General features: G+C 40.9%; 15 protein-coding genes and 1 tRNA gene. 9 read left to right on the top strand and 7 right to left on the bottom strand.

Annotated elements, in window-relative coordinates:
• Window positions 1-277 precede the first annotated feature (277 nt).
• The 3 genes from ACM0OR_RS01020 (at window position 278) to ACM0OR_RS01010 (ending at window position 2,658) form a co-directional block, all read left to right on the top strand.
• The gene (locus ACM0OR_RS01020) at window positions 278-454 is read left to right on the top strand and encodes a ribbon-helix-helix protein, CopG family (RefSeq protein WP_190699007.1); all 177 of its coding nucleotides are present in this window, start codon (window positions 278-280) and stop codon (window positions 452-454) included.
• A gap of 281 nt (window positions 455-735) precedes the next feature.
• On the top strand, window positions 736-2,175 hold the full coding sequence (gene zds / locus ACM0OR_RS01015) for a 9,9'-di-cis-zeta-carotene desaturase (protein ID WP_323266570.1): 1,440 nt from the start codon (window positions 736-738) through the stop codon (window positions 2,173-2,175).
• 39 nt (window positions 2,176-2,214) lie between these two features.
• Window positions 2,215-2,658, top strand: a complete 444-nt coding sequence (locus ACM0OR_RS01010) for an SRPBCC family protein (protein ID WP_414574656.1) — start codon at window positions 2,215-2,217, stop codon at window positions 2,656-2,658.
• A 200-nt stretch (window positions 2,659-2,858) separates the two neighbouring features.
• Here the strand turns inward: ACM0OR_RS01010 and ACM0OR_RS01005 are convergent.
• From ACM0OR_RS01005 to pdhA, 3 genes are all read right to left on the bottom strand, one after another.
• Window positions 2,859-2,930 (bottom strand) — tRNA-Lys (locus ACM0OR_RS01005).
• 61 nt (window positions 2,931-2,991) lie between these two features.
• Window positions 2,992-3,861 (bottom strand): aldose epimerase, encoded by an 870-nt coding sequence (locus ACM0OR_RS01000; protein ID WP_414574655.1) that lies wholly within the window; start codon window positions 3,859-3,861, stop codon window positions 2,992-2,994.
• A 198-nt stretch (window positions 3,862-4,059) separates the two neighbouring features.
• A complete protein-coding gene (gene pdhA / locus ACM0OR_RS00995; RefSeq protein ID WP_190699019.1) occupies window positions 4,060-5,094 on the bottom strand; it encodes a pyruvate dehydrogenase (acetyl-transferring) E1 component subunit alpha in 1,035 nt (344 codons plus the stop codon).
• 786 nt (window positions 5,095-5,880) lie between these two features.
• Between pdhA and ACM0OR_RS00990 the strand changes: the two genes are divergently transcribed.
• From ACM0OR_RS00990 to ACM0OR_RS00980, 3 genes are all read left to right on the top strand, one after another.
• The gene (locus tag ACM0OR_RS00990; protein ID WP_414574654.1) at window positions 5,881-8,127 is read left to right on the top strand and encodes an IMS domain-containing protein; all 2,247 of its coding nucleotides are present in this window, start codon (window positions 5,881-5,883) and stop codon (window positions 8,125-8,127) included.
• A gap of 510 nt (window positions 8,128-8,637) precedes the next feature.
• The gene (locus ACM0OR_RS00985; protein WP_190699025.1) at window positions 8,638-9,891 is read left to right on the top strand and encodes a DUF4912 domain-containing protein; all 1,254 of its coding nucleotides are present in this window, start codon (window positions 8,638-8,640) and stop codon (window positions 9,889-9,891) included.
• A gap of 109 nt (window positions 9,892-10,000) precedes the next feature.
• A complete protein-coding gene (locus ACM0OR_RS00980) occupies window positions 10,001-10,930 on the top strand; it encodes a phosphodiester glycosidase family protein (RefSeq protein ID WP_414574653.1) in 930 nt (309 codons plus the stop codon).
• Between the two features lie 96 nt (window positions 10,931-11,026).
• Here the strand turns inward: ACM0OR_RS00980 and ACM0OR_RS00975 are convergent, their stop codons facing one another.
• Both ACM0OR_RS00975 and ACM0OR_RS00970 read right to left on the bottom strand, forming a co-directional pair.
• On the bottom strand, window positions 11,027-16,177 hold the full coding sequence (locus tag ACM0OR_RS00975) for an eIF2A-related protein (RefSeq protein WP_414574652.1): 5,151 nt from the start codon (window positions 16,175-16,177) through the stop codon (window positions 11,027-11,029).
• A 622-nt stretch (window positions 16,178-16,799) separates the two neighbouring features.
• Entirely contained in the window at window positions 16,800-17,120 is a 321-nt protein-coding gene (locus ACM0OR_RS00970) for a DMT family transporter (protein ID WP_190699033.1), read from the bottom strand.
• Window positions 17,121-17,595: 475 nt separating this feature from the next.
• Between ACM0OR_RS00970 and ACM0OR_RS00965 the strand changes: the two genes are divergently transcribed.
• The 3 genes from ACM0OR_RS00965 to ACM0OR_RS00955 all read left to right on the top strand — a co-directional run bounded on the left by ACM0OR_RS00965 (window position 17,596) and on the right by ACM0OR_RS00955 (window position 20,024).
• Window positions 17,596-18,045, top strand: a complete 450-nt coding sequence (locus ACM0OR_RS00965) for an Hsp20/alpha crystallin family protein (RefSeq protein WP_414574651.1) — start codon at window positions 17,596-17,598, stop codon at window positions 18,043-18,045.
• A 204-nt stretch (window positions 18,046-18,249) separates the two neighbouring features.
• The gene (locus ACM0OR_RS00960; protein WP_414574650.1) at window positions 18,250-18,924 is read left to right on the top strand and encodes an HAD family hydrolase; all 675 of its coding nucleotides are present in this window, start codon (window positions 18,250-18,252) and stop codon (window positions 18,922-18,924) included.
• A gap of 287 nt (window positions 18,925-19,211) precedes the next feature.
• Window positions 19,212-20,024 carry a hypothetical protein gene (locus ACM0OR_RS00955; RefSeq protein ID WP_414574649.1) on the top strand — a complete coding sequence of 271 codons (813 nt, stop codon included), beginning with the start codon at window positions 19,212-19,214 and terminating at the stop codon, window positions 20,022-20,024.
• Between the two features lie 146 nt (window positions 20,025-20,170).
• On the opposite strand, the gene ACM0OR_RS00950 is transcribed toward ACM0OR_RS00955, so the two are convergent.
• Both ACM0OR_RS00950 and ACM0OR_RS00945 read right to left on the bottom strand, forming a co-directional pair.
• Window positions 20,171-21,442, bottom strand: a complete 1,272-nt coding sequence (locus ACM0OR_RS00950) for a glycoside hydrolase family 10 protein (RefSeq protein ID WP_414574648.1) — start codon at window positions 21,440-21,442, stop codon at window positions 20,171-20,173.
• A 439-nt stretch (window positions 21,443-21,881) separates the two neighbouring features.
• Window positions 21,882-22,544, bottom strand: a complete 663-nt coding sequence (locus ACM0OR_RS00945) for an alternative oxidase (RefSeq protein ID WP_414574647.1) — start codon at window positions 22,542-22,544, stop codon at window positions 21,882-21,884.
• Between the last annotated feature and the right edge of the window lie 94 nt (window positions 22,545-22,638).

Raw genomic sequence — 22,638 nt, 5'->3', positions numbered from 1 at the left:
ATGGAAACTAATTAGCTTAACTTCATTGTTGAAATTTAATAGTCATAGTTAAGCCTCCTATGGCTAAAGAGATCCTCTTAAACCGTGAGTCTGTACTATTATCCTCATCACCTAGTAGAGAGTTCTTCTATTTTCTTGAAAAACTGTGAACTATTTGATAAAACGAAAATTTTTCCTATGGTCGGTATCACTTGTTTCGCGACACAAATTCTGATAATCTTATCGTCTTCATCTTCAATTTAGTTGTTTTTGATGATGTTAATACACAGCAAATAGCATGATAATGACTAATAAAAAATGGGCCGTTAAACGTATAACTGTGAATTTAGCTGCACAGGAAGCAGAGAAATTAGAAAAATACTGTCAACAGACAGGTAGACCTGCAACTGATGTAATTCGGGAACTGATTAGAAGTTTACCTGTATCAGATGACAGCAAAGAAGTGAGTAGGTAGAGGATATTTTGATATTAAGGCAGGAAATCTTTTGACTACTCAATAAATACCTATAAAGCGGTTTTAAATCCACTATTCTTGACAAAAATTTGTCTAATGGAAAACATACGCTTTAGATTAAGTGCATCTAGCCACTGACAATTAGCAGGTTAATACAATCATATTGATCATCAGGTGCATAACTTTGCCGTCCCTCAAAATAATGCGTCGCTAGAGATAAGTAGCAAATTCCGACACCAACCCAGTTACAATTTGTAAAGAAACTGAAAAGGAAAGACGGAATGCGCGTTGCAATTGTAGGTGCGGGATTGGCTGGGCTAGCAACCGCAGTGGATTTAGCTGATGCCGGCTGTGAAGTCCAGATATTTGAGTCCCGTCCGTTTGTTGGGGGTAAAGTTGGCAGTTGGATTGATGCTGATGGCAACCACGTTGAAATGGGGTTGCACGTATTCTTTGGGTGCTACTACCAACTGTTCGATCTCATGAAAAAAGTAGGGGCGTTATCAAATTTACGCCTCAAAGAACACACCCACACTTTTATCAACACGGGGGGACGCACTGGTGCTTTGGATTTTCGCTTCTTCACAGGTGCGCCTTTTAATGGGTTGAAAGCATTTTTTACAACTTCTCAACTCTCATTACAGGATAAGCTACAAAATGCGATCGCTCTCGGTACTAGTCCTATCGTGCGGGGATTAGTAGACTTTGAAGGAGCGATGAGAACCATCCGCAACTTAGATAAAGTTAGTTTTGCTGATTGGTTTCGCAGTCATGGCGGTAGCGAAGGCAGTATTAAAAGGATGTGGAATCCCATTGCTTACGCTTTGGGATTTATCGATTGCGAAAATATGTCAGCCCGTTGTATGTTAACCATCTTCCAATTTTTCGCAGTTCGCACCGAAGCTTCTATACTGCGAATGTTGGAAGGTTCTCCTGATGAATACCTCCACAAACCCATCCTGAAATATTTAGCAGATAGAGGTACAAACGTTTACACTCGTCGCCAAGTTCGGGAAATTCAGTTTGCGGAAGTAGAGGGACAAACTCATGTCACTGGTATAGTAGTTGCCCAAGGTGACACAACAGAATTGATTACGGCTGATGCCTATGTCTGTGCTTGTGATGTGCCAGGAATTCAGCGCGTCTTACCCCAAGAATGGCGCAAGTGGTCAGAATTCGACAATATTTATAAATTAGATGCCGTACCAGTTGCCACTGTACAGTTGAGATTTGATGGTTGGGTAACGGAACTGCAAGATGGGGAGAAGCGTAAACAACTAGATCAGGCAGCCGGCATAGATAATTTACTCTACACGGCTGACGCTGATTTTTCTTGTTTTGCGGATTTAGCTTTGACTAGCCCTAGTGATTATTATCGGCAAGGACAGGGGTCATTGTTACAGTTAGTGTTGACACCGGGAGATCCATTTATTAAAGAAAGTAACGAAGCGATCGCCCAGCACGTCCTTAAGCAAGTTCATGAACTGTTCCCCTCATCACGGGAATTAAATATGACTTGGTACAGCGTGGTGAAATTGGCTCAATCCCTATACCGCGAAGCACCAGGAATGGATGTGTACCGTCCTCATCAAAAAACTCCTGTGCCTAATTTCTTCCTAGCAGGTAGTTATACTCAGCAAGACTACATCGATAGCATGGAAGGGGCAACACTTTCTGGACGACAGGCAGCAAAAGTCATCTTAGAAAATATTAAACAATAGAGTTATAGGTTAATCCCATCAAATACAAACCGAAAAATAATGGCTGACTGGCTAGAGCATAGCGTACAGGTAGAAGTAGAAGCTCCCATAGATTTAGTATGGGGTTTATGGTCTGATTTGGAGCAAATGCCCAAGTGGATGAAGTGGATTGATTCAGTGAAAATTCTGCCTGATAATCCAGAAATCTCACTCTGGAAATTGAGTACAGGCGGATTGGAATTTACTTGGAAATCTCGCATCCTCAAAGTTGTCCCCAACCAAATTATTCAGTGGGAATCTGTGGATGGGTTGCCTAATCAGGGAGCAATCCGTTTTTACGATCGCCATACTAGTAGTATCGTTAAAATGACTATTTCCTATGCTATTCCTGGTTTACTGGGCAAAATCATGGATAACCTATTTTTAGGGCGAGCTGTGGAATCTACGATCCAAGCTGATTTAGAGAGGTTTAAGGAATATGCTTTGAATGCGAAAGCAAATTAAACTAACTATTTCCAGCAATCCGATTTAAGGATTAGGCGATGACCTACGGTCGGAAATCATCACAATTGTGTCCAACAAAAAGCGATCGCTAGACCCAACATTACCCAGGGTAGCGATCGCCTATTTAATCTTCATACTTACAACAAAGCTCGCTTCAACTTTTATGTGCAAAGCGTCAGCAAGTGTTTTTTCCTTTTATATGGGTCGCCCGGGATTCGAACCCGGAACTAATCGGTTAAAAGCCGAGTACTCTACCGTTGAGTTAGCGACCCGCGCTGCATTTTGCAACTTCGCTATTATAGCACTAATGCCTAGGTCTTTGTCAAGGGATAACTAGAAAAAATCTGCCGTTAATCTCACCGATGCTGTGTAACTAGCTCCTGGTTCAAGTAAAGTCAGTTTTTCACCCGTATTTAGTGCGTTGCGGGGTGCGCTCCAAGGTTCTAGACAATAGAACTCTTTACCTTTGAGCGTCCAGAATACGAGCATAGAAAAGATATCGTCAGAGTCTAGGGTCAGTTTGAGCTTGCGGCTATGGTCTGTCACACTAGCAGACTGACTGGTAATTTGCCCAAAAGCAAAATCAATTTCATCGCGACTGAAGTCAAAATTACCGTTAAAGGGATGAAGCTCTTTGGTTTTTTGGTCTTGATACTCCTGCGAGGGAATGGCGAACTCTAGTTGATTTTTATCCCCTACGAGGAAGTAAGGATGAAAACCAGCCGAAAATGGTAACGGTGTAGACGAGAGGTTTTGGTACTGCTGCTTAATTAAGAGAGTATTTCCTTGTAGTTCGTAAGTGAAAACTACCTGGAAATCAAACGGATAAACAGCCTTAGTTTGCTCGTTGCTGTTAAGAACCAGTGTGAGTGCTGCTTTATCTGTAGTGGTTTGCTCAGTTACTTCCCAGGGTAATTCACGAGCAAAGCCATGTTGTTTGAGAGTGTACTGCTTACCATTAAAGGTGTAAGTGTTATCTGGTAAGTTGCCGCAAATGGGAAATAAAATTGGGTTTCCACCTCTAACGCTCAACTCTGGATTGGTAAAACGTTCAGTGTCTAGGTAGAAAATTTCTTCCCCCTTGATTTGCCAACGGGTAATAATACCGCCGCGTTCTGGCACTACTTCCAGATGAGAACTAGCAGTTTCATCAGAAAGGATATAGGTTTTGTACTGTTGCTGTTGAATGGCAATACTAAACACGAGATTAGTCCTAGGAGAGTGAGAGAGTGCTGAGTGCTGAGTGCTGAGTGAGAGAGTAAGGAGTGCTGAGTGAGGGAGTGAGGGAGTGCTGTTAGCGGTAGCGGGGCGTTTAGTCGGTGCTGAGTGAGGGAGTGTTTTTCTCTTTACTCATTACTCATTACTCATTACTTACAACTCAGCACTCATTACTCACTACTCTTATTCGTCTTCTGCAAAAATAAAGCGATACAATTCGCTAGGGTCTGGTTCAGGGCTGCTTTCGGCGAATTTTACAGCTTCCTCGATCACTGCCTGAATTTTGTTCTCGATCGCTTTCAATTCTGCCTCATCTGCTAAGTTCTGCTCTATTAAATAAGCCGCTAGCTTTTTAATGGGATCGCGGGAAAACCAAAATTCTTTTTCGGCTTTGCTCCGCAGTTCGTCTGGATCTGCCAACGAGTGACCACGGAAGCGGTAGGTTAGGGCTTCGATTAAGGTTGGCCCTTCACCTGCACGGGCGCGGGCGACGGCTTCTTGGGCTACAGTGTGTACTGCTAGTACGTCCATTCCATCTACTTCTACGCCCACCATGTTAAACACGCTGGCTTTTTTGTAAATCTCTGGGTCGGAGGTGGCGCGATCGTGAGCCATGCCAATTGCCCATTTGTTATTCTCGACTACAAACAGAATTGGCAATTTCCATAAGGCTGCCATATTCAGCGTTTCAAAAAACTGCCCGTTGTTGGCTGCACCATCACCAAAGAAGCAAGCTGTTACTTGGTCAGCGTTGCGATCGCCTAACACTTCACGCCGGTATTTACTTTGAAAAGCTGCACCAGCCGCCACGGGAATGCCTTCAGCTACGAAAGCATAGCCACCTAACAAGCGATGTTCGGCAGAAAACATATGCATCGAACCGCCGCGCCCTTTACTGCAACCGGTGGCCTTGCCAAATAGTTCCGCCATGACTTCTCTTGCTGGTACTCCCGCACTCAAAGCATGAACGTGGTCGCGGTAAGTGCTGGAAACGAAGTCTTCTCCTGGGCGCATGGCTTGAATTACGCCGGTGGAAACTGCTTCTTGCCCGTTATACAGGTGGACAAAACCAAACATTTTGCCTCTATAATACATTTCGGCGCATTTGTCTTCAAAAAAACGCCCTAATATCATGTCTTCGTATAAAAGCAAGCCTTTTTCTTTGCTGATCTGGGCGGTAGCAGTGTCAAATTTAGGTAATGCGCGTTCTTGAACCATTATTTTTTATTATTCCTGTTCTAAAATCGAAATTTACCATTTTCAATAGGTTGTTCTCTCAACAAGTTAGTTTTCTCTACAGAGGTTTTGCTAGAGTGAACAACCGATATTTATGCACCAAAAACAGTTATAGAGAATATTCAGGAAAAAACAGGGTGAATTCGCCAATTTTCACACATCTATATATGACTATCTCAGCCTAATAGCAACTCTCTTTTTCTGTACTTTGCTATTCCCCATTTCAGTTCATAGGCTATCACTCAGGATAGCTTGGTTTCTGCATATCTATGAACAATTTAGGGAAATTCAACCCCTAAATCCTTAAGTATATATTTATAGGGTTGTCATATCTTCTCCTTATGATATAATCTTGGTCTTTATGCTATCAGCATATATACTTGAGGCGGTGCATCTTTAAATCCATATTTCAGATAAACAAACATCTGAAATATATGTAAATAAAAATAAATCATAGTCTGGTGTGGAAGCAAGGCTTGTACAACTAAACTATGCTATTTGAGTTTTACAGGCTCAAAAACTGATAACATTTATTCTCAGGAAAATTACTAAGAATTAAGACAAAGTATTAGCACTTCCTAGCCGAAGACAAAATGTTGGTACTAGAATATGACACAAATTTGGGGAAGCAACAAAATCCATTGTTGCAATATACACTTATAGTGTAAGTCCGGCACGGTATTATTCACCGTATGATTATGGCACGGTTTTACACGCCTGGAATGCTCTAGGTGGATTATGTTAATCACGGTGCAGGGGAAGTAGGCTGTGCGAATTCCGCTTGATTACTACCGAATTTTAGGACTACCATTAGCGGCAAGTCAGGAACAATTGCGGCAAGCGTACAGCGATCGCATTGTACAATTGCCACGCAAAGAGTATTCTCAAGCAGCAATTGCTTCCCGTAAACAACTTATAGAAGAAGCTTACGTGGTTTTATCAGATCCCAAGGAACGTAGTAGTTACGACCAGTTATATCTTGCTCATGCCTATGACCCAGATAGTTCTGGTAGTGCCAAAGTAGCACTAGAAAATCGTCCCAACAGCAATCAGGGTAAGTTTAATGCTCAAAATCTCAGTATTGAAATTGCCTCTGAGGAGTTAGTTGGTGCTTTATTAATTCTGCAAGAACTAGGAGAATACGAGCTAGTCCTGAAACTAGGTCGTACCTATTTGGGGAATCAAAATGGTGTAGTACCTAAAAAAGCCGTTCACCTGGCTACTGACGCATTTCTCCAAAATGCTGAACGCCCAGATATGATTCTGACTGTGGCTCTGGCTTGTTTAGAATTAGGTCGTGAGCAATGGCAGCAAGGTCACTACGAAAATGCGGCTATTTCTCTCGAAACCGGCCAAGAAATGTTAGCTCGTGAAGGTCTGTTTGCCAATGTCCAAGTAGAAATTCAGGCTGACCTTTATAAGTTACGCCCCTATCGCATTCTAGAATTACTGGCACTGCCTCCAGCTCAGACCGTCGAACGTCATCAAGGTTTGGAATTACTGCAAAGTATCTTAGAAGATCGCGGCGGCATTGATGGCACTGGTCATGATGAATCGGGCTTAAGTATAGATGATTTTCTCCGATTCATCCAGCAACTACGCCACTATTTAACAGTTGCCGAACAACACAAGCTATTCGAGGCGGAAAGTAAACGTCCCTCGGCTGTGGCTACCTACTTAGCTGTCTATGCCTCCATTGCACGGGGATTTACCCACCGCCAACCCGCTTTGATTCGTCATGCCAAGCAAATGCTCATGCGGTTGGCTAAACGGCAAGATGTGCATTTAGAACAGTCACTTTGTGCGTTGTTATTAGGACAAACCGAAGAAGCATCCCGTGTTTTAGAACTAAGTCAAGAATATGAATCTTTAGCTTTTATTCGAGAAAAATCTCAAGATTCACCGGACTTGTTGCCTGGTTTGTGCCTTTATGCCGAACAATGGCTACAAAATGAGGTATTTCCCCATTTTCGGGATTTAACCAATCAGCAAGCATCTTTGAAAGATTATTTTGCCAACCAGCAAGTCCAAGCCTATCTAGAAGCTCTCCCTAATGATGCAGAAACTACTAATGAGTGGAAGGTAATTAATCGCACTCAGCATCGTAGTCATGCTAGTGGAACGACTGGACCTGAGTCTGATCACCAGAGAACGCCAGATCCAGAGTTACCAGAAACCCAGAACCACAAAGTAGCAGAATCGGCCAATTTTTCAGTATTTAAAGAAAATACTGCTCCTATACCCCCATATACTGGCATACCCAATCCAGAAACACCTACTACATCCCAGATATCTGGTGTACAGCGTACAGCTAGGGCTAATCAGCATCCCAGCTCTGCACCTCGCCCAACTGTAACTACTAAGCGCAGAAGACGGAAGCCTAGTGAACGTTCTCATCCACAGCGTAACTTGGTTGGTACGTTAGATCGGAAAACACGCTTAGTGTGGACTGTATTTATTTCTATGGCAGGGATATTAGTTTTTTGGCTGTTAGTCTCAACCATTTTTGGTGCAGTTAAGAATCTCTTTTTCCCCGTACCTGCTTTACAGGCAGAAACATTTTTGACTCAACTCAATGAACCATTAATAGCCACACTAGAGAGTAACGGTGCTTTACAGTCCCAGGATGGGGTACTGACAGAAGCAATAGCCGAAGGGGTGATTAAAACTTGGCTATCCACCAAAGCTTCAGCGTTAGGGCCTAATCACGAGATTGACGGTTTAGCAGAAATTTTAACGGGTTCTGCTCTCTCACAATGGCGATTCACTGCCCAGCAGGTGAGAGCTACAGACAGCTATCGGATGTATAGCCACAGTATCAAAATAGAAAATATCAATAAATTTGATAGAGATTCTAATCGAGCTTTAGTCAGAGCTAATGTCAGGGAAATTACCCAATTCTACGGCAATGGTCAAAGAAGAAATTCTACTGATGAAAATCTCCGTGTCCGCTATGAATTAGTTCGGCAAGCCGGCGGGTGGCGAATTCAGAGCATGACAGCCGTTGTCAATTAATGTAATTTTTTATATCTAAAGGCTATATTTTAGTTGCTTCAGCCACAAAAAAGTTTTTTGCGGTTTGATTGGTCTAAGGCTGCTGATTTATCTATACTAACGTGCTTATATTTGCTAATAGGGGAATTGTTGTCAGGAAAATATGACTTGGCTTGACTCTCGATCAGGAACGATGTCAGGGGATCATAACAAAATGATCCCACAAGAGCTTATAAGTTCGTAAAATAGGTAAAAAAGCCTGTTGACACCCCTTGATCCCTACCAAGGTTTACTAGTTAATATAAGTTCAACAAACTTAATTAAGTGACTCCTCCGATCCCAAAGTGCTGATTTTGGCATGAGTAAGAAATTGAAAGGACGTGACCTTTATTTAACAAAAGACTAAAAAAACACACTGGGCAAAACCAGGAGTCAGGCATAAGAAATTCATCTGGGATAAATAAAGTTTAATTAAGCATTTTGTTACCCAGGGAAATCATTTACCTTTCAAACTACTGGAGGCCAAAATTCATGGCAAAAGAACGCCCACCGCTAGAAGAGATGACACTGCGACAACTACGCAAAGTTGCCAGCGAATTTAGCATCTCTCGCTATAGCCGGATGAGGAAATCTCAATTATTAGCATCAATTCAAGAAGTTCAGCGTCAAAAAGCGTCGCTTAACCCATCTCGTTCACTGGAGGCACAGGAAACCGTGGAAGCAGCAAAATTTGAACTTGGTCAAGAAGACCGTACTGGTGGATCTCTAGCTGATGTTGATGAAGGCTTGGCAGATTTACCAGGTGGTTACGGTGACAGTCGGATTGTCCTGTTACCGCGTGATCCTCAGTGGGCTTATGCTTACTGGGATATTTCCAACGACCATAAAGAAGAGTTGCGTCGCCAAGGGGGGCAACAACTGGCACTGCGGATTTATGACGTTACTGACGTAAATCTTGATTACCAAAGCCCCCACAGCATCCAAGAGTATCCTGCTGATGAACTAGCCAGAGAATGGTATATTCCTATTCCAGTCAGCGATCGCGATTATGTTCTTGATATCGGTTATCGTGCTTTTGATGGCCGTTGGTTAGTGCTAGCTCGTTCAGCACGTGTTCACATTCCCCCCGTTTATCCCTCTGACTGGATTGAAGATGTCTTCATCACCGTCAACTTTGAGGAAGATTTACGCGGCAAAACCCTGTACGAACTCGTTCCCCCTGCCAAGAAAACAGCTGCTGCTGTTGGTGCTATTAATAGCAATGGCAACCCCATCTACGACCAAATCTTTGGCATGGCAGAGTCCGCCGAAGCACAACGGGTTGCTGGTTCGCTTTTCGGTTCTATGCAGCAAGTCCCCGGTTCTGCCCGTCCAGAACAAGCTATCAGTTCCTACGTATTCCCCTCTGGTGTAGGTATGTGGGCAGTTCCCACCGCTTCCGGCATCAATATGTCCGGTGTGGGAATGTCCGGTGTAGGCTTCTCCGCTTCCGCCGTACCAATGCGTCCTCGCCAGTTCTGGTTAATTGCTGATGCTGAGTTGATTGTCTACGGTGCAACTGAACCCGATGCTACCGTGACAATTGGTGGTCGTCCCATCAAGTTGAATCCAGATGGTACATTCCGCTTTCAAATGTCCTTCCAAGATGGTTTAATTGACTACCCCATTTTGGCTGTTGCGGCTGATGGTGAGCAAACACGCTCAATTCACATGAAATTTAATCGTGAAACCCCATCTCGTAACACCAATACCAAAGACGAAGCTGTTTTAGAATGGCTCTCCTAAATTCTGATTCCCTGATTATACCAATTTCTTAATTACGAATTACGAATTACGAATTACGAATTGATATCATTACCCGCTATAGTCATGCTGTAGCGGGTTTTTATTTTGTATGTCCTTCAAAAAAATTGTTGCTTTATCTATATTTGTAATTACTGTCAGTTTATTGTCAGGTTGTCAAAAAATTGATGCGAGTTCAGCACCAAAAACTGCAAAAGCCTGTCCTGGGGAAAATAGTAAATTTAGTATTGAATTTTTTAAAACTAATAATCGCGGTGATAAATTTGCTAAAGGGATCAATCACGTAATTATTTTTAATCCTAGGTCAGATGCACTAGATTTTAAAGTGAATCTAGGGTTATCTCATCCAATTTATGCTAAAGATAGTAGAGGTAAATTTCGGAGAGAATACATACCAAAACAATTTCGTGAACTTATTTCTAATGCTAATTCGCAGCTAAATGGCAAAAGACCAATAGCAGCAATTAATGCCGACTATATAGACACTGAAAATAAACCCCAAGGTTTAAACATTTCTCGTGGAATTGAGTATGCAGGAGATTTTAAAAATAAGCGTTCTTCTTTTGGTATTTCTGGCGGTAAACCTCAACAAAGACAGGCCACAATCCAAATAGGTAGAAGAGCGAATAATATTCTGAATTACAATTTAGTAGGTGGTAATGGCAGGTTTTATCTTCAAGGTAAATTTAAAGATATCTGCCAAGATTTAGGTGAATTTGCCTGTAGACAAGCTACTAATCGTTCTATGGCAGCTATCACAAATAAGGGTTATGTAATTTTGTTAGTTAATGATTTAAAAGCTAATTCTCATATTGAAGTATCGTCAATTAATCAAGAGTTAACACCAGATAAATTTGATGATGTTTTAGAAGGCATTGCACGCAATAACTGTTTAGGTAAGATTCAAGAAGGAATCCTATTTGATGGTGGTATGTCACCAGGATTGTATTACAACAATAAAATCTATGTAGAAAACCCTGGTTTCATTGGTTCAGTGTTTTTAATTTATAAGCGATATTAGTACAGCATGGCGTAGATAAGCAGACCATTTCAAAACAGCAAAAGCCTTGGTATATTAAACTTTTGACTTTTGATTTTTGACTTCCGCCTTGCGGTACTAGTTCCCAAAACACAGTTGATGATCTTCTGTCGTGATATTGGGGTTAGTGGTGAGATAATCAGTTAGGCGATCGCAAGCTTGATTTAGTAGTTGATCAACCACCAAGGTTTGTAGTTCTATGCCTTCTAAGTTCCACAGTTTGACAGTAGCATCCTGTCCACCGGAAACTAGTAGCTTACCATTGGGACTAAAACTGACATTCCTTACGCCGCCTTGATGTCCTTGGAACGTGGTTAACGAAGTCCCATTGGCAACATTCCAGAGTTTAATTGTGCCGTCATCGCTAGCAGAAGCCAGAGTTTTACCATCGGGGGAAAAATTGACATTAAAAACTAAATCATTATGCCCTTGTAAGGTTTTTAATAACTGACCGTCTATATTCCAAAGTTTCACCGTTTTATCTTGACTAGCGGAAGCAATGGTTTTGCTGTCAGGAGAAATATTCACACTCCAAATACTTGCACTATGACCTTTCAGGGTCTTCAGCAGTTTACCCTCCAAATTCCAGATTTTGATAGTTTTATCTGCACTAGCAGAGAGAATGTTTTTACCATCTGGAGTAAATTTGACATCCGTCACCCAACCGTTATGTCCTGAAAGAGTATTGAGTAGGCGACCATCTAAACTCCAAAGTTTGATGGTTTTATCTGCGCTACCAGACGCAAGAATTTGATTATCAGGACTAAAACTCATACTCGTTACCCAATGGTGATGATTTTGGAAGGTGCGGAGTAAAGTCCCATCCTGGCTGCGAATTTGGATACCTTGACTAGTGCTAGCTAAGGCAACTATATTGCGATCGCTACTGAAGCTGACACTATTAACATCAGGAATAGGAGAAGTGAAGGTTTTGATCAACTGTCCTTCTAAATTCCACAACTTCATGGTGCTATCTGCACCCAGTGAGGTAACAGTATCACCATTATTAGTAAAGCTAACCTTATTTACACTGCCTTTATGCCCATAAAAAGTTTTGGGTAGCTTTCTGTCTACATTCCACAGTCTCACCGTATTGTCATCACTCGCTGAAGCCAAAATCTTACTATTTGGGGTAAAACTGATACTGTTCACTTCATGGCTATGTCCTAAAAAAGTTCCTAGTACGCTACCATCACGCGACCAGATGGTGATAGTTTTATCGGCACTAGCAGTTGCAATCATTTGTCCATCGGGAGAAAATATCACCCGCCAGACCCCTTCATTATGTTTTTCCAAGGTTCTGAGTAAAGTCCCGTCACGAGTCCAGAGTTTCACTGTATTGTCAGCACTGGCAGAAGCGATGGTTTTACCATCTGGACTAAAACTTACACTACGTATTTCTCTGGTATGGGCGGGTATAGTTGTTAGCTGACGACCATCTAAACTCCACAATTTGATTGTGCCGTCATCGCTGGCAGAGGCGATAATATCACCTTCTGGGGAGAAAGCAACAGAATTTACACCCCCGTTATGTCCAGTAAAGGTTAGCAGTAATTTACCCTCACGAGTCCAGAGTTTCATTGTATTGTCAGCACTACCAGAGACAATGATTTTACTATCTGGTGAAAAACTGACACTATTGACAGCTTGATTATGTCCGGCGAGAGTAGTCAATAATTTACCGCTACGATTCCAGAGTTTAATCATATTGTCAGCACTAGCAGAAGCCAAAATTTCCCCATCAGGGGAAAAAACTACACTATTGACCCCATCACTGTGACCTGTCAAAGTATCGAGTAACTTGCCATCATTACGCCAAAGATGGATAGTGTTGTCAGCACTACCAGAGGCTAAAATTTCCCCATCCGGCGAGAAATTGACGCTTGTCACCCAAGAATTATGTATGAAGCGGTTGCGTTCTTGGGTAGTGTAGACTGCTTGTTGGAGAATAGTTGCTGTTTTATTACGGACATTTTGGGGAAGTCCGAGGTTAATTTTTTGGACTTCTTTCCCCGCCTGCACACTTGTTAATAGGGCTTCTAAGTGCCGGTGGGAAAGTAAATAGTTTTCCGAGAGAGAGTTTAAAGCCTGAATTTCTTGTAATTGAGCCTTTTGGGTTTGTTGGTAAGCAAAAACAGCTAAAGCAAAAGCAGTTAATCCGAGGGTGCTGATAATAGCTACAGCCCTTTGTGCTTGCCTGAGTCTATTTTGTTCCTTTTGTTGCTGTTTTCTTCTGGCTTGTAAACCAGCCGCAATGAAATTTTGAACATCCAAAGATAACTCATCAGTGTAATTGAGATAAATTTCTTCCGCTTCTGCTAATCGCACACCTTGCAAAAGAAAATCGGCTTGGCAGTCATGTTGCTTCCATAGAGTAGCAGCTTGTTCGATTTGTCGATGCGATCGCAATCTACTACGATTTTCCTCTAACCACCAGCGTAATGTTGACCAGTGGCGAATAATGATTTCATGGGCTACCTCGATGGTGACTGAAGGAGTCGGCAGTGAGGAGTAAGGAGTAAAGGCAAAACCCCCCCCTTGCCCCCTGCCCTCTGCCCCCTGCCCCCAGTCCCCAGTCCCATTCACCACCACCAACTTAGCAGTCGTTAATATCTGCAATGTTCTCTCTACCAAAGCAACGGGATATTTGTTCACAATTAACTCTGATTTCCCTACCCGTCGCCTAGTGTCTTCTGTACCTTCACCTAATTGTGTTAACGCTAAAAAAATCCATCTAGCACATTCTTGGGCTTCTGGATCTAAACTTTCGTAAACTGCCTGGGCTTTCTTTTCTAAAGCACCTTTAATTCCACCCAAATGTTGCTGATATGCCTGTAAGCTAATGACACCATTTTCCCGGTATTCCCACAACTGTTCTAGAACAAATTCCAGTAATGGTAAATAACCAGGAGAGTAATTCAACTCCTGTAATAATACCTCTACTAACTCTGGTTCTATTGTTAACCCAACTTGTTCGGCTGGGTGAATAATAATCCGGCGATACTCTTCTTTAGTTAAGCAAGGCGGTAATAAAATACTCGACTGTTGTAATAGCTGGGCTAATTTCCCTACTTCCAAGCAGGGAGCAATAAAATCTGCCCGTAAGGTAATAATTAATTTAAATCTTTCTGATACTCTTGCCAGTGTTCCCAAGACAATTTCTAGAAATCTTTGTCTATCTTCACTAGCAGCAAGAGTGAATAATTCTTCAAACTGGTCTACTACCAAAACTACCATTGGTTCAGGACGCTGATTTACCCAATGCACCAATCCTTCTACCCCTTGATACAACAGCCCCTCTAGCTGTTTTTGCTGATAGGCTTTTTCTCGCTCAGTACCACTATCTACCATGCGGCGGGATAAAGCTTCTAGGGGATTTGTCCCGGGGCGAAAGCTTCTTATCCACCAGCCTTGACTACCCAGTAATTGTTTACCTCGGCGCAGTTGAGACATTACACCCGCCTGCACTAAAGATGATTTCCCACTACCAGAAGCCCCCACCACAGCAATAAATGATTTTCTCTCTAACTCAGCAATTATTTGTTGTGTCTGGATTTCTCTACCGTAGAAATACTGAGCATCTTCTTCCCCAAAAGCTTGTAATCCCTGGTAAGGACAGATACCTAAATCGATTGTATTTAGTAGCTGATTACTCCTATTACCTGTACGGGTGGGAATAATTTCAATTACTCCTTGAGTACCAGATAGCCAAATCTGCAAAGGTAGAGAAGTTTCTGTCCAGATTTGTTGTAATTGGCTAATCCAAGTAGCAGCTGATAAACTGGATTGCTCTTGGGCTGCTTCCAAGGTAGAGTTTAGGGCTTGGGCAAATTGTTCCGGGTTATCTGGAGATGAAGCCGCCGCAATAATACATTGTCCTTGTTCAAAGCCCAGTTGTAAATCTTCTACCCAATCTTTTAGGAGTAAATCACTGTGTATTCCTAGAAGGCAATCTAAAATGATGATTTGTTGAGCATAGGGAGAACGTCGTAGTTGTTGTCTTAACCAAGAACGACTCAGGCGGGTATTTTCTCCCAGCACTAAGATAGGTTCTCCCGCCTCAGTTGCTTCTAAGCGTCCCCGCAAATATAACAATACTGTGGTGAAATTTTGCTGTTGACTTTGGGCTGCTGATTCTATAGTTTGTAAACAACTTTGAATTATAGTGTGTAAATCTTTACTAGTATTAGTTCGTGGCCAATACTCTATCTCAAAACCACCGACAGCCTGCAACAGTTTACTCAACCCCAAAGTAGTCTGATTAGTTGCTAATCCTTCTACAATTAATGCTTGTCGGGTGTAAGATGATTCAATTAATGCAGGTTTTACCCCTAAAATTACCTCACCCACCCCTTCAACAATGCGCTTGGGCGTTTGCAATGGATATTCAGAATAAACTTTGGTGTCTCCTCTAGTACGATTTTGTTGATTAATTAGCCGTAATTGTTGGTTAGTTTGCTCGATATATTGCTTTGTTTGGTGATAAACATAACGGTAAAGTCCATCTGCATCAATTAACCCTTGACTATCAGCAGCCTCACCTCGTAAACCCCGCATTAAATAATAAGTAAATACCCCGTGTCCCAATTCTGGAAATTCCCAAGATTGTTGGTTGGTATCACAAGAAAGTAAGGCGTAAAATCCTTTACTCTGTTTTGCCCTTTGGCGTAGTAATTCTACTATCTGGGGTGTCGGGTTTGGTAAAGCCTGTTGTGTGCTGTCGTTTCTTGCGCCTCTAAAAGTTAGACTACCACTATGACAAGCATCCAGCCAGACTAATTGAGTCTGTGCTTGGCTATTACCTAACAATTGCAAAAGTTCTTGCAATTCTAAACCTGTATTAAGTAAGTCATCCGTTTGAGTATCTGCTAGACACAAAATCGCCTGCTGGGAATTTGGTTCTAGCATTCCGTGACCAGAAAAATAAAATAAAATTGTGTCTTGTGGTTGGGCTGTATTTGTAATTTGTTCTAAACTCTCACGTACTTTCGATAACAGTGGCTGTTGGGAGACAAAATCATGGTGAACGCATTCCTGTTTGTGAGGGAAAGCCTGAGTAGCATCAGCTAAAGCTGCGGCTAACCCTTGACAATCAACAGATGAGTAACGCAATGAGGGAAGTCTCTCATCCTGGTATTGGTTAACTCCCACTAGCAACAACCAAAGTTTCGCTTCTCCTATTTCTAAAGTATGAGTTAGATGACTTGTAGTAATACCGAGTGGAGACATTTTTAATTCAAATTTAAAATTGGTGATTAGTCATTAACCATTAGCTATCTTCCCCTACACACCTATATTCTCTTTGAAGAAGATAACAGAATAGTTTCTTCCTATACTGACATATTGTGTTGTCTAATTGTGTAGTCAGAATCCAAAGCCGAGTCTATCCTGTTATTTTATTACAGTTTCATTAGTGATAATTTCTGAAACAATAAGTAATTTAATACATTTCTTAGATTAACCCATGTTTGCAAATCTAACTGTAGATAGTTTTGTTTCTTTATTAAAAAAAATGTGTAACTTTTTCTCTATTCGCTCATTCCATGACATCTAGATGAGAGAATTTTGTAATTTTTATATACAAAAAATTGGTCAAAGTGGCCACAAAGACAAAATTAACTCTGCTAGACTGTTTACATTCAAGCGAATTGCATCTCTGAATCTAGCGCATCTGATCACAGTTGTGACAAAAAAGCAGTTGAACTTAATTCATTCTGCTGTTTTGATGCTAGCTATATTCATGCAAGTTAAACTTGTAAACCCTTGTTGATTTCCTCTGATGCCTACCTCATTCATCTGCACATGAATGAGGTATTTTTGTGACTTATATAATTCTGCTTCAATATCCTAGTTATTTACTCGCATTGATGCCAATTACACCAATGACAATTAAACCAATAGATAAAAATTTTACCAATGACATGGATTCTTGAAACCAGATAATACCAATACTAGCAATTAACATTGTTCCTAACCCTGACCAAATAGCATAAGCCACGCCAACGTCAATTTTTTCGAGAGAAAGTGTAGAGAAAGTAAACCCAAAGCCATAAAATACAAATATCAAGATAGAAGGAATTATATTCTTAAATCCCTCTGACAATTTCATGCAGGTTGTGCCTAAGACTTCAAACAATATTGCTGCTAGTAAGTAAACCCAATTAATTAACATATTTGTGCTGAAATCTTAACAAGAAGATTTTTTAATTTGCTAGTATTTTATGAATAATTTCTTGAATAATTCTGCTACTTAAGCGACAACAAATTTATGTAATGCAATTATCATCAATAGTTTTGATGATGTTTGAGGCGACTCGCTTAATAACTCAAGTCTTTTATATTACCTTGAAACTCTTATTATCTGAAGTGATGGTTAGATAGGCTAAATACAAACCTTAAACTCTATTGATAGCACTAAGATAATATATCAATCTATTTATTTATTTATTTATTTATTAATCAATTGCTTTAAAGCTTACCGAACAAATCAAACCTGGTTTACCGTACCTTCTGGTAGGGTTCGGTAATTATTATTTACCAGGTGATAAAAACCGAATTTACACCCAATTATTTTTTGCATAAGATGAGAACAAATCAAATAAATTTTGAACTGATTTCCATACATCATTCTCAGAGGAGTTAAAGATATGGCACTCATTCATTGGAATCCTTTACAAGAACTGAACACTATTCAACGTCAACTTAATCATATTTTTGAAGATGAGATGTTAAATACGACAATTTTGGATAGAACCGTAGCAAAAGTTCCTGCGGCTGAATTACAAGAAACAGAAGATGCAGTACACTTAAAACTGGAGCTTCCAGGCATGGAAGCAAAAGATATAGATTTGCAAGTCACCGATAAAGCTGTCTATATTAGTGGTGAACGTAAATCTCAAACTAAGGCTGAAGACAAAGGCAAAATCAAGAGTGAATTTCACTATGGTAAATTCCAACGTGTAATTCCTTTACCTACCCGGATTCAAAATACTAATGTCAAGGCAGAATACAAAGATGGTATCTTGAATTTAATGCTGCCTAAAGCAGAAGAAGAAAAGAACAAAGTTGTCAAGATTAATCTAGATTCCGTTGGCTAATCAAATTTGATTAGTGAAAATTCAAAGTTTGAGAAACCGGTTTTATTTGATAAAATCGGTTTCTTGTTTTTCATAAATGATCTAGGATAGATGTGCATAATTAAGTCAAAATTTCTTGATTAATAGATTGCAACAGTTATTGTTGCCCATCAAAGGCATAATTACATAATTAGGTGTTGTCAAGGTGTAAACAGAGGATTGAGTGTGCTACCAGATATCCGAGCTGCAATTTTTGACATGGATGGGTTGTTGTTTGATACAGAAAGCATTGCTCGCTGGGCTTGGAAACAAGCCTTAGAGAGTCATGGCTATCTGATGAAGGATGATTTTTATCACGAGTTTGTCGGGCGCGATTTATCTTGGCGAGAAAAAATTCTCAAACAAAGATATGGAAGCAGTTTTCCCTTTGATTCGGTGACAGCACAACGGATTGAAATAGGCGATCGCCGGGAGCTACAAGAAGGTTTACCATTAAAACCAGGCGTATTAGATTTACTGCGTCAGTTAAATAATTTAGGTATAGTCATCGCTTTAGCAACAGGTACAGCAAGGAATAGAACTATCCGCCGTTTAACCAATGCAGGTATTCTGCAATACTTTACAACTATTGTCACCAGTGAAGATGTTGCTGAAGGTAAACCCGCACCAGATATATATTTAGAAGCCAGCCGCAGAATTAATGTTGTTCCTGTACAGTGTGTGGTGTTTGAAGACTCATGTGTAGGCATAGAAGCAGCTTTCAGTGCTGGGATGTACCCAATTATGATTCCCGACATAGAACAACCATCCCCAGAAATCAGATGTTTAGCTTACCAAGTCTGGGAATCCTTGGAGCAAGCCTGTGCTTTATTAGAACAGAGGCTAGGGACTAGGGGCTAGGGATAGTAGAGATTGTCGCAGGTATTGAGGCGATGGCATTCTGCCCAGCATAGCTGATCTCTTGAGGTATTTAATAGACATTTCTAAAAATTACTTGTGCCTACTTTGTCGAGACGCGAAATTTCGCGTCTCTAATATTAAATGTAATGTGTTTTTTTAGTAAAGCTACTTTTATCACATCGTAGATTGTGCTTTATATTAGATAAGTGAATATACTCGAAAATAAATGTATCTAAATAACTAGTTTAGTATTTAGAGTTTCTGCTCAATCTTCTAAATCTACAATTATGGCAATTCTGATTACAACTCTTCATACCTCATGTGATCCACGACGAGCTACTGAGTTTATAGCCTGTCTTAACGCCAACCTAGCCCATCCAGCAGTTGATGCAGTCAAGGTGCTACTAGAAACGAAAAGTGATGGTGATTATGGCTTGCTCAAAGATATTCAGCACGAGAAACTAGAGATAATTACCACTGATAAAAGACCATTCTTTTCTGACTTGTTTACACTAGCTAATCAGTGCGGGGATAATCAGGTAGCAGTGATTTGTAATGGTGATATCTACTTTGATCAGGACAGTAATTTAGAACGCGCTAATGAGATAGATAGCAGTCAATTTTGGACAATCTCACGCTACAACGAGCAAAAAGGTGGCAAATGGGTACTACACCACCAAGCAGCTGAAGGTTCTCATGACTGTTGGATTTTTCGTACACCCATCCGCCCATTTCCATCTGAGTATCACTTAGGTATTCTTGGTTGTGACGCAATCATCGCTCAACGAGCAGTCGAGGCAGGGCTATTGGTTACCAACCCTTGCTTAACCATTCTTCTACGACACCTGCACCGCTATAATATTCGCAACAATACCTTAGATAAAAAGTCTCGTTCTTATTGGCATGAACAAGATTACTTGAAGTTGGGTATACGAGTTTACTGCGCTCCTCCTACGACAATTGATTCTCCCGTCATTTGCTCCAATAGATCGTTCCGATATATCTTGATGAGTAACATGGGACGTTGGTTACTGCCAATTTACAGATCAAAACCAGTTCAAAAGCAAGTTTCATCGATGAAAAAGATGATCAAAGCTTGAGACCATATCAAGTTCAAACAAAAATAGACCATCATGAGGCAATTTAATTTTGGATTGAAATTTAATTTAAAATTCCAAATTTAAAATCCAAAATCCAAAATTCCTCTGCTCCCCGGCTTAAATACTTGACCGGAAACCCAAAACCTTTATTCGACCCTAGCACGCAGAGCCGGATATGGGAATAAAGCTTGGAATCCAGCCTGGCGTTCATTAAAGGATTCTGAGGAATAGTTCCACATACTACCGTAGTAGAATAACGCTACCCCTAATCCGCGTTGTTGGGTAACTCGTACCTGAGACTGAATTTGTTGTATGGAAACAGGGTTATTGCGTAAACCTGTCATAATCCCGATCGCAGTGGGAATCGTTTGTTGTGCTTCTTGAATTTCGGGACGGGATATATTGGTGATAAAATTTTGCAGGTTGGGACGGTAAATTTGCACAATTAACTCATCCACAAGATTTTGCCGCAACCACGTTAGCCAATCTTGCAGTTGAAACTTATAAGCAAAATCGTAATAATTGGGCGCAACAGAAAAAATGGCCTTGGGTTTTCTGGCTTTGACACCTTGGTGTAACTGGGTCATAAATGCCGTAATTTTATCAGCTCGCCACTTTATCCATGCTTGGTCTTGAGGATTGGCTGGGGGAGGGTTTTTAGTTTCTTGGGTGTAGAGAGAAACCGTGTATCGATCATAGCCAAATTCATGAGGCAAACTCATGTGATCGTCAAACTGAATGCCATCAACATCGTAGTTCGTGACGACTTCTAAGACGAGATCACTAATAAACTTCTGCACTTCGGGGTGAAAAGGATTGAGCCAGACAACTTCTCCAGCTGCACTCATCGAAGTTTCGCCACCATCGCGTTTTTTTGTCAACCACTCTGGATGGTTCAAGGCGAGTTCTGATGTAGGGGGGGCCATGAATCCAAATTCAAACCAAGCAGTTGCCAACAAACCCCGACGATGGGCTTGGTTAATTACGTCTGCTAAGATATCGTGTCCATCTGAGCCTCGAAACACAAAAGGTTGAATCTCGGCTCGTTGGGCGACAGCACTAGGATACATCACATAGCCAGAATTCCACACCACAGGGTAGACAGTATTAAAGTTCATCTCCCGTAGTCGATTCATAGCCTCTTGGACTTTGCTCCTATCCTTGAGGATGTCAAAATCATTGTTGGTCATCCACACCCCACGAATTTCTTGCCGTGGGAGTTGGGCTATGACAGGGGTGAAATTACTTGCCAACAATACGGTGACAAATGATATTAAAACAAGGATAGGGAAAATCCTCCTCAGCAGGCTGTTGCGCCGCCAACATTGGCTAAAGGAAATAGATTTGATCAATTGCAATGATGCGTCAGCTACCCAGACGCACCATAGTTTAGTGTGGTGAAGGAGTTTACTAGCCATACAGTTTAAATACTTTGATGGTTACTAAAGGATTAGTTGATTGGTAGTTATTTTTCAGTACGGCGCATCGAATTTCCGCATCAGATCAACCGAAGCATACTTAGCACAGTCAGTATAGTTGACGCAATTAGCCTTAATTAGTGCCTGATGGACTTTTGCCAATAACAGCCATGATTTGTTGACTTTGAACGGAATAAGGACATAATTAACAACGTCAATAATACTTAAATTGAATGTAATATCAAAAACTTTTATTGAAAAACAGAAAAATTGAGATTAAATTATTAGCGATCGCTTCACATACCCTTATTTTCGGGTATAAGGGGACAGAAAATCGCTCAACACCAAAAACGACAAAACACAGAAACAAATCATCATGTCTCTGTGTTTTGGCTGTATTTTATTTTAGGGACAAATTACCGAACAGTTCGCCTCACCATTATTCTACTGTCTGAGGTTTGAGACTATGAGGACTGATGGAAGAAAGTGCAGCATTAGGTAATTGACAAGCAATCATTGTCTTGACGTGTTCCATCTCATCATCTCGGATGGCTACAAACACATCATAGAGATTATTAATTTGTGGACGACGTTCGGCGGGAGTCTGCGCGGTTTGAAATTCATCAAACATATATAAGTCGCCATCACGATAGTAGAGTCTAGCTATCTCCGGTGCAGGTAGAGCTTTTAATTCAGTCTCTTGAGAGGTGAGAAACTTGTTATAGCTATTGTAGGCGTGCTTTTCCACTAATTCCATGAAATTGTATGCAGCACGGGGAGAGACAAGATACAACGCCGTAATAATCCAGTAATAAATTAAAGCAGTTGTTTTAGCTAACAAGCGATCGCCCCAAAAACTAGCACCTCCCAAATGTTCCATAATCAGCAGGTGATGCAATTCATTCCAAGACTCCGCAAAGTGAACCTTCAGCCAGTCAGCCTTACGCCATAAACCTAGAGTTTCGTAAAGGTGTAGCACCGAAAGATAAGAAAAATAAGGTACTCGTGCTACGGTTTCTAAAACATAAAAGCGAGGATAAGGGCGATCGCGATAAATTGTATTAATGACAAATACTAAGATACCAACAAGCAAACGAATCATAGTTATTCTCCATCCAGCATCAAATCAGGTAAATCAGGCTAAAATCTTTGATTTCCCCTCTTCACCGTCAAAGTATTTATAACTAGAAAACTTG

The organism is Anabaena sp. CCY 9402-a (assembly GCF_963920945.1).
GTDB classification, from domain to species: Bacteria; Cyanobacteriota; Cyanobacteriia; order Cyanobacteriales; family Nostocaceae; genus Trichormus; species Trichormus minutissimus.
This window is presented reverse-complemented; position numbering and strand designations above follow the sequence as displayed.

Excerpts from the sequence above, each read along its gene's own strand:
- ACM0OR_RS01020 (WP_190699007.1), top strand. The coding sequence starts at position 278 with ATGATAATGACTAATAAAAAATGGGCCGTTAAACGTATAACTGTGAAT.
- zds (WP_323266570.1), top strand. The coding sequence starts at position 736 with ATGCGCGTTGCAATTGTAGGTGCGGGATTGGCTGGGCTAGCAACCGCA.
- ACM0OR_RS01010 (WP_414574656.1), top strand. The coding sequence starts at position 2,215 with ATGGCTGACTGGCTAGAGCATAGCGTACAGGTAGAAGTAGAAGCTCCC.
- pdhA (WP_190699019.1), bottom strand. The coding sequence starts at position 5,094 with ATGGTTCAAGAACGCGCATTACCTAAATTTGACACTGCTACCGCCCAG.
- ACM0OR_RS00985 (WP_190699025.1), top strand. The coding sequence starts at position 8,638 with ATGGCAAAAGAACGCCCACCGCTAGAAGAGATGACACTGCGACAACTA.
- ACM0OR_RS00980 (WP_414574653.1), top strand. The coding sequence starts at position 10,001 with ATGTCCTTCAAAAAAATTGTTGCTTTATCTATATTTGTAATTACTGTC.
- ACM0OR_RS00975 (WP_414574652.1), bottom strand. The coding sequence starts at position 16,177 with ATGTCTCCACTCGGTATTACTACAAGTCATCTAACTCATACTTTAGAA.
- ACM0OR_RS00970 (WP_190699033.1), bottom strand. The coding sequence starts at position 17,120 with ATGTTAATTAATTGGGTTTACTTACTAGCAGCAATATTGTTTGAAGTC.
- ACM0OR_RS00965 (WP_414574651.1), top strand. The coding sequence starts at position 17,596 with ATGGCACTCATTCATTGGAATCCTTTACAAGAACTGAACACTATTCAA.
- ACM0OR_RS00955 (WP_414574649.1), top strand. The coding sequence starts at position 19,212 with ATGGCAATTCTGATTACAACTCTTCATACCTCATGTGATCCACGACGA.
- ACM0OR_RS00950 (WP_414574648.1), bottom strand. The coding sequence starts at position 21,442 with ATGGCTAGTAAACTCCTTCACCACACTAAACTATGGTGCGTCTGGGTA.
- ACM0OR_RS00945 (WP_414574647.1), bottom strand. The coding sequence starts at position 22,544 with ATGATTCGTTTGCTTGTTGGTATCTTAGTATTTGTCATTAATACAATT.